Below are 13,882 nucleotides of genomic sequence, written 5' to 3' on the forward strand. Positions count from 1 at the left end.
AAGTTTTATAACTTTCCTATGAAAAGGACAGTATCATACCACTCTAATAATATTCCATTTTATTGAGATATTAAGATATTGTCTGTTTGAAGTTTGAGGAAGTATGTAACTTATTTTTATTCATTATTCTGAAGGAAAAGGATATGCAGCCATAATTAAATAAGCTATTATGATGATACTCATTACAAAAATAACAACAGTCAAAACGGTCAATAATAAGGTAGAATACAAATATTCGCCTTTTTGAAGCAGTATATGTGTTTTTCTGTATTTCCAATACGATAATAAAATAGTAATAGCGCCTGTGAAAACTAAAGCAATACCAAGAAATATAGTAAAACCATTTTTTGGAATACTCGGATCGTGAAAGCTGGCTGGCAATTGATTGACAAACAATGAAAATTTGACAATTACGAATCCAAACACCATAATTCCTATGCCGGTTCGCACCCAGGAAAGAAATGTCCTTTCATTTGCCATATGTTCATTAATCATTTTTTTATTATTCTCCATAAAATTGATATTTATTGCTATAATTTTTCTTCTACCTAATTTATATTTTGTTCATCATCAAAAGTATAACTAGAGTTTTTGATTTGGTTTATAGAATTGTACTTCATATTTATACAATATCAATATTTAAAAAAATTGACCTAAAAATAATTCGTGCCAATTTTATAAAACCGAAGTGTAATGTTGTAAATAGTTGATTGTGTGTTAGATATATTTTTGAGAGGTATAAATTAATTAAAAGAACTATTATGAAAACGACAAAAATTAAAACAAGTGCAACGGCTACTAAAACTAAAAGTGCCAGAGCATCTCAGTCTAGAGGAAATGGAGCTGTAAAGGCAAAATCATCGGCTGCGGATGGCTTGAGAGAATTATTTGTAGACTCGCTTAAAGACATTTATTGGGCAGAAAAAGCTTTGACAAAAGCGCTTCCAAAAATGGCAAAAAATGCGACTTCAGAAAATCTTATTTCAACAATTAACGACCATCTTGCTGTAACAGAGGAACAAGTAACAAGATTAGAACAAGTCTTTGATTTAATTGGAGAGAAATCAACAGCAAAAAAATGTGAGGCGATGGAAGGTTTGATTAAAGAAGGGGAAAGCATTATGGAGGAAACCCAGCAAGGACCAGTTCGTGATGCCGGAATTATCGCCGCTTCTCAAAAAATAGAACATTATGAAATTGCTACTTATGGTACATTAGCGGCTTTTGCCCATACTTTAGGAGAAGATGATGCGCTGGATTTATTACAGCAAACTTTAGACGAAGAAAAAGAAGCAGACATACTTTTGACTGAAGTAGCATACAATAACATTAATTTTGAAGCTTCTGATGCAGAAGGTGAAGAAGAAGAAGAGGAATAATTGAGAAAAAATTAAATCATTAATTATGAAAACACTATTCAAAACCAAATTGGCATTCCTGGTTCTGGTAGCCGGACTTGCATTTTCATGTAAAAAAAATGAGCCAGCTCCTGCAGATACCTATGATGTAGACACAACGCAAGCTACAGTAGACAGTGTAAATACAACTATAGACACTGCAACTGTTAATTCGGGCACAAACGGAACCACCGGTGCAACTGGCGAAGGTTCAACAGGATCTGGTGCAGCAGGAACTACACAAAAAGGGAATACTTCTGTGAAAACAGATACTACAAAAACTACTAATCCAAAACAATAATTTGCGTGGAGGATAAAAAAGAAAGGCCTGCAATGTTAATGACAGGCCTTTCTTCTTTAAAAAAGTTTACTAACATTCTAACAAACCTAAACAGATTCTAAATACATTTTGAAATTCATAATATCATTTTTCATTAGTTTTTCATAATACGGATTAAGCAATTTTGTAGTGCTTTCGCCCGCAACTCCCAGCGGAGCATGATACGAAACGGTTGCTATAATTTGGTTTTTTTCCGTTTGGTTTGAAAATAACTTTTCCGGCATTTTTCACAGATGAATCGGGAAGTGAATTCCCACTGATTAATCTCTCTTTTTCATCTTTAACAATTTCAAGCCTTCCAAGTTATTTCGCCTATTCCAACAGGACCTTTTGCCCTCCATTTGGGTGTAGATTAACCTTATTTTTTTCACTCTAAAAAAATGCCACAGATTTAAAATCCCTGAGAATCTTTATCTGTGGCAAAAGCAACGAATTAAGAGAAAAGTTTATATATCATCAAAGCAACGATTGCAAAAATTACATGCGCAAAAAACAACTGAACATAATAGCCCTTGACAACTATATTAGATTTTTGGTGTACAATTTTGAATAGGAAAACCCAACTCAAAATTCCGATTATACCGCTGGCGGCTCCCAAAACAAAAGCTGCCGGCCAAGACATTTCAATGATATTATTCAACCACAAATAATGATAAATCAATACAAAAACAACTCCGATTAAATAATGCAAAAGCCAGCCTAAAAAAGTTTGTACCTGAGGCGATACGTCAACTTTTAATGACGAAAGAATATAGGCAAGCAATACGGGTTCTTTATACAATTCTCTGGCACTTGCCGAAATAACATAACTGAATACTGTCATGGCAGATGTTGCTAATATTGATGAAATTAATATTGATAGTATATGGAAATCCATAATCAATGCGTATATCCTACCGGAACTACATAATGGTCCATTAATTTTATAATTTCATGATCAATTTTTTGCACTTTAAAATGCTCAACAAAAAATTCTACAAGAGTTTCACTATTAGAGCGGCTATTCTTTTTGAGTTTGGCCAGAAGTGTTATCGCTTTCATTTGTTTCTGATTTGATATGAATTTTGTATAAATCTGTTTGTGCTGGACCATTCATAACCGACCCGTCTGTAGAAAATCGTGAACCGTGACAGGGACAGTCAAAAGATTTTTCATCTGTGTTCCAATTAACAATACATCCCAAGTGAGGGCAAACTGCTGAAAAGGCTTCTAGGGAATTATCATAATCGCGGTAAACAGCAATTCTCTTTAATCCCGATGAAATTACGCCACCTTCTCCGGCGGGTAAATCTTTTGTATTCTTTAAGTCCGATGTTGTGATCCAGTCGACGTATTGAGAAGCCATATTGCTAAGCTCTTTTGCAAAATCAACTGTAGTTTTAAGTGTAATTCGGGATGGGTTGTATAAATCTTCATATTTATTTTTAATGCCTATTATGCTATCGCAAATAATCAGAGCACCAATTGTAGCATGTGTCATACCATTGCCAGAATCTCCGGTAATTATATAAATAGTATCATCGCCTGGATTTTTCCCCATAAATCCTAACGAATCTACCGGTTCCATTACTTGACCAGACCATCTGTATGTAAGATCATTTTCCAGCATCGGAAAATAATTTCGTGTCCATGCTTCGAGTCGGTCATAACGCTCGAGAGCTGTTATTTTTTCTTCATCTGCCTGTCCTGTTTTGTGATCTTCTCCGCCAGAAATTAATAGATCATATTTTTCATCATAACTTTCCAGACGCACATAATGATAAGGTTGTGAGACCCATTTTGATTCTTGGTCTCCAGTGTCCCACCAAAGTGAATACGGCAACTGTCCTTTAGGAACTTTTCCGGCTATGACATATGTTCTATATGCGTGTTGTTTGGTATGCATAGTCAAAATGTCATTTACAGGACTGTTTGTGGCTACGACAATATGTTGTGCAGAAAAGTTATATCCGTTGACTTTTGCACCTTTTTTCGTAATTTCTTGAGCATGCGCTTCGGTGTAAATAATGCCTCCTAAAGAAATAATTGCTTCAGTAAGTCCTTTTAAATAATGCAGAATATGAAATTGTGCTTGATTAGCAAAGGCCAGACATCGTTGATTTTCAGCATTTGCTAATGAAGGAATTCCTTTTAAAATAGAAGTTTTTAATCCTGCTTTTTGTGTAACATGAAATTCCTTATCCAAATTTTCTTCTTTATCAGTTGGATGAAGAAACAGATAGCCATTTACTCTTTTAAACGAACAATCGATATTTAATTCGGTAACAATTTTTTCAATTTCATCTATGGCCTCAGTGTGACTTTCTGCTGCAAGTTTTGCTGCATTTTCGCCAAATATTTTTTCCAGAAAATAATAACGATCATCTAATGCACAGGTTAGGTGTACCGTTGTTCGACCAGTTTCTCCACTACCAATAAAGCCGTCTTCGACCAGAACTATTTTTTTTCCGGCTTTAAGCAATTTATATGCGGTAGTCAAACCTGCAATACCCCCTCCAATAATTAGTGCCTCAGTTTCTACATCACTATTTGGTGTATTGCAAGAGATAAACTGTGTAGAATCAATCCAAAATGAAACATTCTTACCTGAAGTTATACTAGAGCTTTTTAAACTATGATCAGATTTATTGTCCATGATTGTTATTTTTTGAAATTAGCTCTAAAATATTTAATAGATTGATTATGAGGTAAATATTTTCAAATCTAATAAGGATTTGCGTAGAAACTTTATAAGTTAGTTTGAAAATCTTATATGATTGCCAGTTGAATTATTTTAAAAAAAAGCCGTTCGCATTCAATATTTGAGCGACTTTGATTACAATTTCAGATCTATGTTTTCCGTCGCTTACTTTTAGATCTGTTTTGACCCAATATCTTATGTTGATTTGCACGATAGGACCTATAATACCAGACACCACTGCCGAATTTGAATATCCTTTATCAACAATTTCAGTATCGGATTTCAGCACACTGGTTATGAGGTCAAGTGCTTTCTGATAGTCGGATCCATATTCAAGGCCTATAGTAAAATCTTGAAGCAAAAAACCTTCACTATTAAAATTTACCAATGTATTTTTTATCAGCAAGGCATTCGGAATGTAAATATTTTTACTGTCGCTTTTTATTTGTGTATCACGTAGATTTAAGGCTACAACTTTTCCTTTTACACCATTGCTTTCAATAATATCACCAACAGAAAATGGTCTTTTGAAAGCAAGTAAAATTCCAGCCAAAAAGTTTTCGCCAATATCCTTTAAGGCAAAACCGATAATAAATGCTGAGATTCCGGCGCCGGCAAGAACGCTTTGCGCAACACCTGTAAGACCAATAACATGAAACATGAACAAAAAGCCGATGACAATAAGTACCGCTTTAATAAGATTTGCAATAAAGGTAGCCAATAAGGGATCTTGCATTCGGTGCTTTAATCTTTGATCGGCAAAGGCACGAACACGTGATGCGATAAACCATGAAATTAAAACTACTAAAATGGCAAGTATTAATTTTGGGGTAATAGCTACAATGTTTTGATAATAGCCTTCAATATGCTGTGCAATGTCGTGCAGGAATTTTTCCATAATTTAATGTTTAAATTTGATGTGACTAACTTGCTGTTTTTTTCCATTTTTATTTAACAGATAAATCTTACCATTGAATTTTAATTGTACCCTGACCAGCAATTTTATATTCGTGTATTTTTATGTTTTTCTTATAAGGTTTACGAATTTCGTTTTCCTGTAAAACCTTCATTTGAATCTTATTTGAATTCAGCGCCATAATTTTCAAGTTGCAGTACATATCCTTATCACCATCAAGATGTATCATAACAGATTTTCTTCTTTTGGTAAATTGATTGGGATAATCAATAAAAATCAAAAAGTCTTCATCAATTTTGATGTATTGCCTTGGTACAATTCCAAAAGCCATTCCGGCGCCATAAACTTCCTGACCCACCTGACCGCTTTTTTCCCATCCATTATATAAATCTTCTAAAGGTATCCATAAATTTGATTGTAATTCGCCAGTTTTCACTTCTTCCGAAAGCATTTCTTTTGGCAACATTGGCGGATAATAATAGGCAATTCTGTTGACTGCATATTTAATAAACTCTGGAATTAAGATTTTTATAGATGGCAAAATAGCAACATCCTTTGCTTGAAGTATATATTCCGATAAGGCTGCATAAACTTCTAATTCTTCGTATGCAGCGGTATACGGTGCATCGTTGAGAGGGAATATGGAAAAGAAATTGCTATAATTTTTACCAAATCCGTATTTGCAGTCATAAAGCTGTATGTTTTTAAATAAGCCGCTTAAACAGGTATAACTGGTCTCCAGATATATTTTTTTGTTGGTAATTTTAAACAATTCTAATAAGGCCCCGGCTGCAAAAGCTGTATTATTAGCTTGATACAAAATATTAAGTCCTTCTTTTGATAATTTTTTCCCTGCTTTTTCTGCTTCATTTAAATAGCGTTTTTCTTTAGTTAGCCTAAAAACCAGCAGCATTAAGTGTGCGTAGGAGCCAGCAACATCTTTTTCTCCCCCGGCCCCCGGCGTTGTTTCTTTTTTGATTATTTCAAGAGTCTGCATATTATAAAAAACAGGCCATGTGTAATTGAAATGATGCGCCACTTTAATTACATAATCGATAGAATCTAGTACCAGTTTTGTCGCTGTTTTGTCTCCATGCAGAGCCAGTCTAGCCAAATTCATTAATGGATGATGCAGATACCAGGAATCCATCACCATTTCTTTTTTTTGTTCTTCAGACTCATCCAGTTTATCTGCAAGTGCTGGAAGCCATCGGTTAATGCAATTTATTTTAGAATCATAAAATGAAGGTAATCCGTTAATTAAATCATTGTAAAGCGGATGTTTTTCATTACTCCATTTTTCATATTCTTTAAATGGAGATAATACAGCAAGCTGAACCATACTTTCAGCAGGAGTTTCATAATCACACAAATAGGCATTTAGATACGGGATTCCGTTTGTTTGTGTCCAGGCACCTTTGTTGTTATGGACATCATTTAAAACTTTTTTAGCGATAGTCGGCCAATCGTGATATTCAATTCTTGGTTGTTCCAGCACTTTGTATATCTTAACCAAATTATTTAAAAAATGTTCGCAAACAGCCGGTGTTTTTTCAAGTATTTCATTTTGAAGGACCACATATGTATCTGATATTGTGAAAGTTTTATTTGCCGGAAGCGGAAATTTATCGGTAGTAGGCAGCTGGAATCCAATTTCTGGCCAGTTTCCGCCAACAGAATTTTTCGATTCGGTTTGGGTTGCCTCACAATACTCGGACAAAGAAGTAAGATTTTGAAAATAAAAAAAGGATCCTGTTTTTGGTTCAATAATGCTGGCAAATATCAATCCCGATCTTGCGCCGAATTGTTCCATATGAATTTGTCCACTGGTATTTTCAATTTTTCCATTTTGTGTTAGCGGAATTATATCTCGTGGCCAAAAAGGAATCATTAAAGGAAGATTTGCCTTAAAAGTAGTCTTGTAATGCAATATAGGTGAAAATTCATCTGGAAAATCAATATGAACCTCATAACTGCCTAACTTAGAAACGAGTTCAAAAACAATAGTATCTTCCTCATCAAAAAGATTGGCAACTTCAAAACTACTACTCATTGCAAATGCTGTCCGAAATGCTATTTTGCCGTTTTTAGGTATATTGGCAACGATCCAAAGAGAATCACCTGTATTGTAAAATTGATAGCTATAGTCAAGAATTTTTCTTTCTAAAAGTATGTCACTATTTTCAATATCTGCCTGAACTGTTGTGCTCCATGCTGTAACTGTATGCATAATGATAAGTTTTAATTAAAGATTCTTTTTTGTGTATCAATTAATTTTCAAGCTTTTGCCCGTTTTATCCAAAGATTACCTCTAAGTTTTCATTAGAAGTATTAATCAATTATTTTCGTTCCATTTACAATCAGTCGGAAGAGTGGTTCATATTGTTTTAAGTGACGATCCAGATTGTTGTTTGCTTTTGATGGCCCGATGCTCCCCTGCAAACAATATAATTTCTGATTGTGGGCAAACATAAACTGCATCATGCGTATTTTCATCTTTTCATTGGCATAATTCAATATCTCTTCAATTTCGACCATTATTCCTGGTTTCCCATCAATTACAATGTCTTCGGTCCGGATTAGTCTGCTTTCTGGTGGAATCATACGGAAAACAGACTTTTCATTCAAAACCAACTCATCACCTTTAGAAGACAGATTATGGACTACGATTAATATTTTTTCAATACCTCTGCCGTCATAACTTGTGAACTGCTGAATTGTATTAGGCAGTTCCGCTTCCTCAACGCTCCAACTTTTGGGTATTGTCAATTTTACTACAGCCTCTTTTGCTTTCGGATGATTTTTTGTTGTAAAATTTATTGTATGACCGTCAATGACTTCTTGATGAGGGACATCATGATAAGCGAAGGAAAAAATCCCCCTTGGAATATATTCATCCTCGCTTAAGTGTATTTTATTTTTAACTTTTTCAAGAAAATCATGGGCGTATTTTTTATCTTGAATTGGAGCTTGCAATTGTGCTTTTGAAAGAGAATCAATTTTGTTTTTTATCAAATTTAATTTTGAATTGCCAAGCTCATCTCTCAAAAAGGATTCAATGTTTTGCTCTGCCCGTTGAAATATTTTTGAGCTGTTTTCAATTGCAATTACATCGTCTTTAAATTCTGGAAACTGAAGAGAAACTTTTTCCAGAGCAGCATTTTGACCTTTAAGAAAGGCATATGTTTCAATAGCCAGCATTACTTTAGGGGTATAATCTCGCTTCTGCGGATAACAATGGCTGGTAAATGCCAAGCATATAAAAAAAAGATATGTTTTCATTTTGTTTTCTTTATTTCTGCATTATCTCTTCAAAAATAAAATCTGTATCAAAACAATCTTATATCACTTTAATAGTCTGGTTTATTTTTGGCTCGTTCTCAAACAGCTTCATCATCTAATTCATCTTCCTCCCAATCATTTTCGTCGTACTCTGAATATAAATCATCTTCAAGATCCTCTTCCAAATCTCCAAGTTCTAGGTTAAAATGGTTGCTTGCTTTCAATGCATTTTGAAAAGCGCTATCAAGATAATCATCATTTAATAAAAGCTGTTGTCCGTAGTATGAAATATCGCCAGTAGATTTCTCAGATTTATCAAAATAATTTTCGGATTTCATATCATTATTTTTAAATTAATAATTAGCTAATTATCGATTTTTCAATTAGCATAGTAAAAGTACAGTTTCTATAGCTGGAGGATTTATACAATTTTTGTCAAAGATTTTTAAATTTTCATTTATGCTTCCTTCTGGTAATTCTGTCGCATCTGGGAATAACTTTTATCTTTAGAATTTTAAACCGATCAAAAGATCAATACTAAAGGTCATTGTTATCCAAAATGCATAATTCTTCAGCCAGTATATTTCAAACTAAAATTTACACTTAGTTATAGGGATGTTGAAGAGATCATGCAAATGCGAGGAGTTCAAGAAAAACAGGTTTATGACGACAGAGGGAGGATCACACAAAACAGTGTTGGAACTTATGAATATGATGGAACAAAAACCTATCAGAATAAAGCCATAAACCCGACACCGGAGGCATTGAGTTATTATACGGCAAAACCCACTCAGATAATAAGCTATAATACTTTTAAGAGTCCTGTACAAATTGAGGAAACAGGAGTAGACAAAATTAGCTTTACTTATAATGACGGTAATGATCGCAGTAGCATCTTTTATGGAGGTTTGCAGACAGACAAGTTTCTAAGGACATACCGAAAGCATTATTCTGCTGATGGTACAATGGAGATCAAACAGAATATAACGACAGGTGCGATTGAATTTGTCACTTACATAGGAGGAAATGGGTACACCGCACCACTAGTGTTGAAAAGTGATGGTACATTACAAAATTATCTATATTTGCATCGAGATTATCAGGGAACAATTGTTGCTATTAGTGATCAGTCAGGCGTAGTAGTTGAAAAACGATTATTTGATGCCTGGGGAAGTTTGGTAAAAGTTCAGGATGCAGCAGGAAATGTGTTGACTGGATTAACAGTACTGGATAGAGGTTATACTGGTCATGAGCATTTGCAGAGCGTAGGTCTCATACATATGAATGGACGTTTGTATGATCCTAAGATTCACCGTTTCCTGCAACCAGATAATTATGTAGCAGATCCATTTAATACTCAGGACTATAACCGTTATGGATATGTATTAAACAATCCGTTAAAATATACGGATTTTAGTGGAGAGTTTAAAGTGAATTGGAATGACATAATTGCAGGAGTTTCAATAGCTGTTGGAACAGTTTTGTCCGCTACTGGAGTTGGAACCGCAGTTGGAGTTGTATTAATTGGAGCAGGAGTTGCGCACTTTGGTGCTGCATATTCTGAGTATACTAAAACGGGGGATTGGAATGCGGCATCAAATAATGCTGGAATTAGTTTTGGAGCAACAGTAACTACTAATTTTGGTTATGATGACTCGAAAAATCATATTCCTGGTGTTACTCAAAATGATGCTATTGTTGAGCCCAAGACAGGAAACCATGATAAGGCATATGATTTTTTGAATTATGTGGGAATTGGAGCAGAGTCAGGTAATTTTTTAGTATCCTCTATTAATAAGTCTGATTTTCTAATAGGTTCTTATAACTCTTCAAATGCAATAGATTTTGGCAGTAATGTTGTACCAGGTCAATTTAATCTTTATGAAAGAGGATATCAAGAATCCCTATCTCAATTAAAATTATTGAAAGATGTTTCAAAGGTAGTAGGAAAAACTGGTTATTATTTAGGATATTTGGAAGGGGTAGATAAGGCAATACATGGAGATTTAAAAGGTGGTGTTACATCAGCCGGCTCGAATTATGCTGCCGAAGAGATTGCTATCACTCAAGGTTGGGGGTACGGATTAGCCTTTACATTAACATGGGAAGTGATGGATAAAGGTGTTAGTCAAACAGAATGGTACAATAGACTTTTTTTTGGCAAAGAGTCTGATGTTTACAGAGAGAGAGGTTTAAAGAATGGTTGGTATTTTGACCACTGGTATAAGCCTTAATTTAGCAAGATATATAAAAATATAAAAAATGAAACAATTTTGGTTAGACTATGCAGCTTCAAGGTATCATAAATTGATTAAAAAAGATAAGGATCCTGAAATTGATGTATTATTAAATACTTCATTTGTTCAGTCATTGAATGTTAATTTAGTATTAGTCATTGTTTTTAAATTAATTAATTTTAAAATAACAGATTTCAAATATATGATTGTAACTACTATTTTGATTTTTTTAATAAATTATGTCATTTACAATCGATTAAGTGAAAAAGAAAAAATAAAGAATAGGGTTCCGAAATTCAAAAGTTATATTTACAGATTGTATGCTTTGTTTTCTGCAATAGCCCTATTGGTATGTGCATATTTTTTAAGAGATTAAAATTTGGTATCGCTTTCAGAGTCAGTAATATGAGTTTTTGATTTCTAACATATTCAAATATATCGAATATGAGCAATTAATAATTTAAAGATGAGCAGTAATGCTCATCTTTTTTGTTTTAATATTGCCTTAAAAGAACTAAAAGTGAGAAAAAATGTTGCCTCGTGTTTCATAGTTAGCGATGATAAATTGTCCACGATCTAAAGAGAAAAAGGTTAGCAGAAATGGGAGAATGAAAAATAGTAAACAGCAGTAATATTGTAAAATTTGCTGTTACTGTTTTATATAAGTATATAGATCAATCTTACAATCAGATATAAATCAAAATATCATTCAATTAACCAAAGAGGTTTTTTATTGTTTATAGACATTAAAACTAACAATATTTTTAGAGTTCTTTTCCAGAGCATAACCAGCCAGATATAATTTTTCGTTTGCCTGATATAGTACATAACTAATCAACTCATAAGTTTTGCCTTTACCAATAATTGGCATGACAATTTTTCTGGCATGTGATAATCTTAATTATGGTTTGAAGCTTTATTTTTGGCTTTAATTAAGCTTAAGATTTTCTGAGGTAATATGTCGTATCCGTGAAAAGCAATCGAACCGTAAGTGACTATTTAAATTAATTGGATTTTGTCAATTAACATAGGAATTAGACAATTTAGATTTTAAGAATTATATTTGAAAACATTACAGAATTATTAATTATACAGTAATTCCCCGCTAGCGCGAGCATCTTGTTCGTGAACGCAAGAAATTTGACAAAGTATAGAAAACAAAAACCTCGTCAGGATGACGAGGTTTTCTGTATTTTAGAACGTTAGAGCGTGCTTGTTTTTCATTAGTAATATCCCCTGTCTCGTCCTGAAAAAAGTTTACATATTAACACTTAATCCTAAAATAGATTTACAACTATATTTTAGTCCTTCTATTCGTTTACAATAGTAGGACTTTTCATATAATAATTCTTCCATAATTTTTCTGTTTTTATATTGTTTTGATGCACATAGTTTGGTGTAAGATTTCCTATGCTCATATGAGGCCTTTCGTTATTGTATAACTTAATAACCGCGTCTAATAATTCTTTAGCCTCTTGTACATTATCAACTTGATAATCATCTAAATATTCTTCTTTTATAATGCCATTAACTCGTTCTGCTATTGCATTTTCCAAAGGATCTCCATTTTCTGTCATGCTAATACCAATGTTATTGGCTTCTAATAACCTCACATATTCATTACTGCAATATTGTGTCCCTCTATCTGAATGATGTATCAGTTGTAATTCATCTTTAGATTCTTCTGAAAGATTTGATATTGCCATTTGTAAAGCTTGAATCGTTTCTGAGGTTTGTAAATTATTCGCCAAATGATAACCGATAATTTTTTAGAATAAGCATCAGTGACAAAACTTATGTACATAAAACTATCCTTAATTCTCCAATATGTTATATCACTTACCCATAATTGATTAGGGTAAATCGGTACAAATTCTTTGATAAGATTGGGGTATTTCTTAAATCTATGCAACGAATCAGTAGTGATATTTGGCTTTTTCTTACGTCTGACTAATAAAAAATTGGCAGACAAAATATCAAAAAGTCTATCTCTGCCCATTTTTATCTGATGCTCTAATAAGAAAGGCTGTAAAAGTTCATATAACTTTCTTCCTCCCATATGACGATGATTTTTTCTAATTTTCAATACCTCAAAAACAATTAGTTCATCTTCAAAAGCAAGTTGCTGCTGATGCCAAAAGTGCTGATAATATGCCTGTCTGGTTACTCCAAGTAATTGACAAAATTTGCCTAAACCAATCCTGGGATAATTGTGTTTCATCTCCTGAATTACTTGGTATTGGACTTTTTTACAATTTTAATTTTGAATTCCTGCTCAGCAATTTCAATCATTTTGCGATACGCTTCGGTTAAAAGTCGAGCTTCCTGCAGTTCTTTTTTTAACTGCGATACAGATTCTTCTGCTTCTTTATCCGCTAATTTGTTTGTGTAATCTTTCATCTTAGGTAAAGATACAATACTGGGTTTTGAATAATCAAAACCTATTTCTTTGAGCCAGTAAGTTAATCTTGAATGTCCAATACTGTATTTATTCTCAATTTCTCTTTTCGTCAAAGTTCCAGTTAAAAAATCATTGCAGACAAATTGTTTAAATTCTTCGCTATACTGAGATTGCCATTTTGAAGATGATGTTCTTGAATATCTTTCCATATTTTTACACTTTTGTGTAAACCTATTTTAGGACAAGACAGAAATTCGGTAAATTCTAAAAAGCAAAACCTCGCCAGGAAGACGAGGTTTTCTGTATTTTAGAACATGAGAGCGAGCTTATTTTTCATTAGTAATATCCCTCCAGATCACTGAAGAGTTCTCATAAAAAGCTGCGCAAATGTCTCTGACTTTGCGCATTTTTTTTGCTTCGTATAAATTGTAATCTTCTCAAAAGTCTCTCGACTTTTATCGTTCGCATGAAAGAATTTTATGCAGGATATTACTTATTTTTTAGATTTTCTATATTTATGAAAAAAAGGATTTATTAGAATTTTTTTGATAGGTTTCAAACCTCGATTAAAAAGCAAGCGTATTTTATTTTTAAGTATTGATTATAAAAAATAGCCTTGGTTTTATTTT

General features: G+C 33.2%; 15 protein-coding genes and 1 pseudogene. 4 read left to right on the forward strand and 12 right to left on the reverse strand.

Translation table 11 applies throughout. From position 1 onward, the window contains the following. Positions 1-123: 123 nt before the first annotated feature. Positions 124-513: a YidH family protein gene (locus ACWA1B_RS13385; protein WP_456907667.1), complete on the reverse strand. Its 390-nt coding sequence runs from the start codon at positions 511-513 to the stop codon at positions 124-126. A 248-nt stretch (positions 514-761) separates the two neighbouring features. Between ACWA1B_RS13385 and ACWA1B_RS13390 the strand changes: the two genes are divergently transcribed. Then, positions 762-1,379 (forward strand): YciE/YciF ferroxidase family protein, encoded by a 618-nt coding sequence (locus ACWA1B_RS13390; RefSeq protein ID WP_456907669.1) that lies wholly within the window; start codon positions 762-764, stop codon positions 1,377-1,379. Between the two features lie 25 nt (positions 1,380-1,404). Further along, positions 1,405-1,698, forward strand: a complete 294-nt coding sequence (locus ACWA1B_RS13395; RefSeq protein ID WP_456907671.1) for a hypothetical protein — start codon at positions 1,405-1,407, stop codon at positions 1,696-1,698. Positions 1,699-1,784: 86 nt separating this feature from the next. Here ACWA1B_RS13395 and ACWA1B_RS13400 read toward each other — a convergent pair whose 3' ends face one another. From ACWA1B_RS13400 to ACWA1B_RS13430, 7 genes are all read right to left on the reverse strand, one after another. Next, on the reverse strand, positions 1,785-1,961 hold the full coding sequence (locus ACWA1B_RS13400) for a hypothetical protein (RefSeq protein WP_456907673.1): 177 nt from the start codon (positions 1,959-1,961) through the stop codon (positions 1,785-1,787). A gap of 209 nt (positions 1,962-2,170) precedes the next feature. After that, positions 2,171-2,560 (reverse strand): hypothetical protein, encoded by a 390-nt coding sequence (locus ACWA1B_RS13405; protein WP_456907675.1) that lies wholly within the window; start codon positions 2,558-2,560, stop codon positions 2,171-2,173. Positions 2,561-2,737: 177 nt separating this feature from the next. Continuing rightward, on the reverse strand, positions 2,738-4,372 hold the full coding sequence (locus tag ACWA1B_RS13410) for an FAD-dependent oxidoreductase (RefSeq protein WP_456907677.1): 1,635 nt from the start codon (positions 4,370-4,372) through the stop codon (positions 2,738-2,740). A gap of 133 nt (positions 4,373-4,505) precedes the next feature. Beyond that, positions 4,506-5,315: a mechanosensitive ion channel family protein gene (locus ACWA1B_RS13415; protein ID WP_456907679.1), complete on the reverse strand. Its 810-nt coding sequence runs from the start codon at positions 5,313-5,315 to the stop codon at positions 4,506-4,508. Between the two features lie 67 nt (positions 5,316-5,382). After that, the gene (locus ACWA1B_RS13420; RefSeq protein ID WP_456907681.1) at positions 5,383-7,563 is read right to left on the reverse strand and encodes a hypothetical protein; all 2,181 of its coding nucleotides are present in this window, start codon (positions 7,561-7,563) and stop codon (positions 5,383-5,385) included. 101 nt (positions 7,564-7,664) lie between these two features. Beyond that, a complete protein-coding gene (locus ACWA1B_RS13425; RefSeq protein ID WP_456907683.1) occupies positions 7,665-8,615 on the reverse strand; it encodes a hypothetical protein in 951 nt (316 codons plus the stop codon). A 98-nt stretch (positions 8,616-8,713) separates the two neighbouring features. Further along, positions 8,714-8,953 (reverse strand): hypothetical protein, encoded by a 240-nt coding sequence (locus tag ACWA1B_RS13430; RefSeq protein WP_456907685.1) that lies wholly within the window; start codon positions 8,951-8,953, stop codon positions 8,714-8,716. A 297-nt stretch (positions 8,954-9,250) separates the two neighbouring features. Here ACWA1B_RS13430 and ACWA1B_RS13435 point away from each other — a divergent pair, with 297 nt between their 5' ends. Both ACWA1B_RS13435 and ACWA1B_RS13440 read left to right on the forward strand, forming a co-directional pair. Beyond that, the gene (locus ACWA1B_RS13435) at positions 9,251-10,849 is read left to right on the forward strand and encodes an RHS repeat-associated core domain-containing protein (RefSeq protein ID WP_456907687.1); all 1,599 of its coding nucleotides are present in this window, start codon (positions 9,251-9,253) and stop codon (positions 10,847-10,849) included. A gap of 28 nt (positions 10,850-10,877) precedes the next feature. Continuing rightward, positions 10,878-11,228 (forward strand): hypothetical protein, encoded by a 351-nt coding sequence (locus ACWA1B_RS13440; protein ID WP_456907689.1) that lies wholly within the window; start codon positions 10,878-10,880, stop codon positions 11,226-11,228. A 357-nt stretch (positions 11,229-11,585) separates the two neighbouring features. On the opposite strand, the pseudogene ACWA1B_RS13445 reads toward ACWA1B_RS13440, so the two are convergent. From ACWA1B_RS13445 to ACWA1B_RS13460, 4 genes and pseudogenes are all read right to left on the reverse strand, one after another. Next, positions 11,586-11,747 (reverse strand): annotated as a pseudogene (locus ACWA1B_RS13445) (IS1 family transposase); the annotation flags it as partial. Between the two features lie 415 nt (positions 11,748-12,162). Next, complete coding sequence (locus ACWA1B_RS13450; RefSeq protein WP_456907691.1) at positions 12,163-12,603, reverse strand: transposase; 441 nt, start codon at positions 12,601-12,603, stop codon at positions 12,163-12,165. Beyond that, the gene (locus ACWA1B_RS13455; protein WP_456908111.1) at positions 12,510-13,073 is read right to left on the reverse strand and encodes a hypothetical protein; all 564 of its coding nucleotides are present in this window, start codon (positions 13,071-13,073) and stop codon (positions 12,510-12,512) included. Before ACWA1B_RS13455 ends, ACWA1B_RS13450 begins: the two co-directional genes overlap by 94 nt. 8 nt (positions 13,074-13,081) lie before the next feature. Then, complete coding sequence (locus tag ACWA1B_RS13460) at positions 13,082-13,462, reverse strand: hypothetical protein (protein ID WP_456907693.1); 381 nt, start codon at positions 13,460-13,462, stop codon at positions 13,082-13,084. Positions 13,463-13,882: the final 420 nt, after the last annotated feature.

Source organism: Flavobacterium xizangense (genome assembly GCF_054075145.1).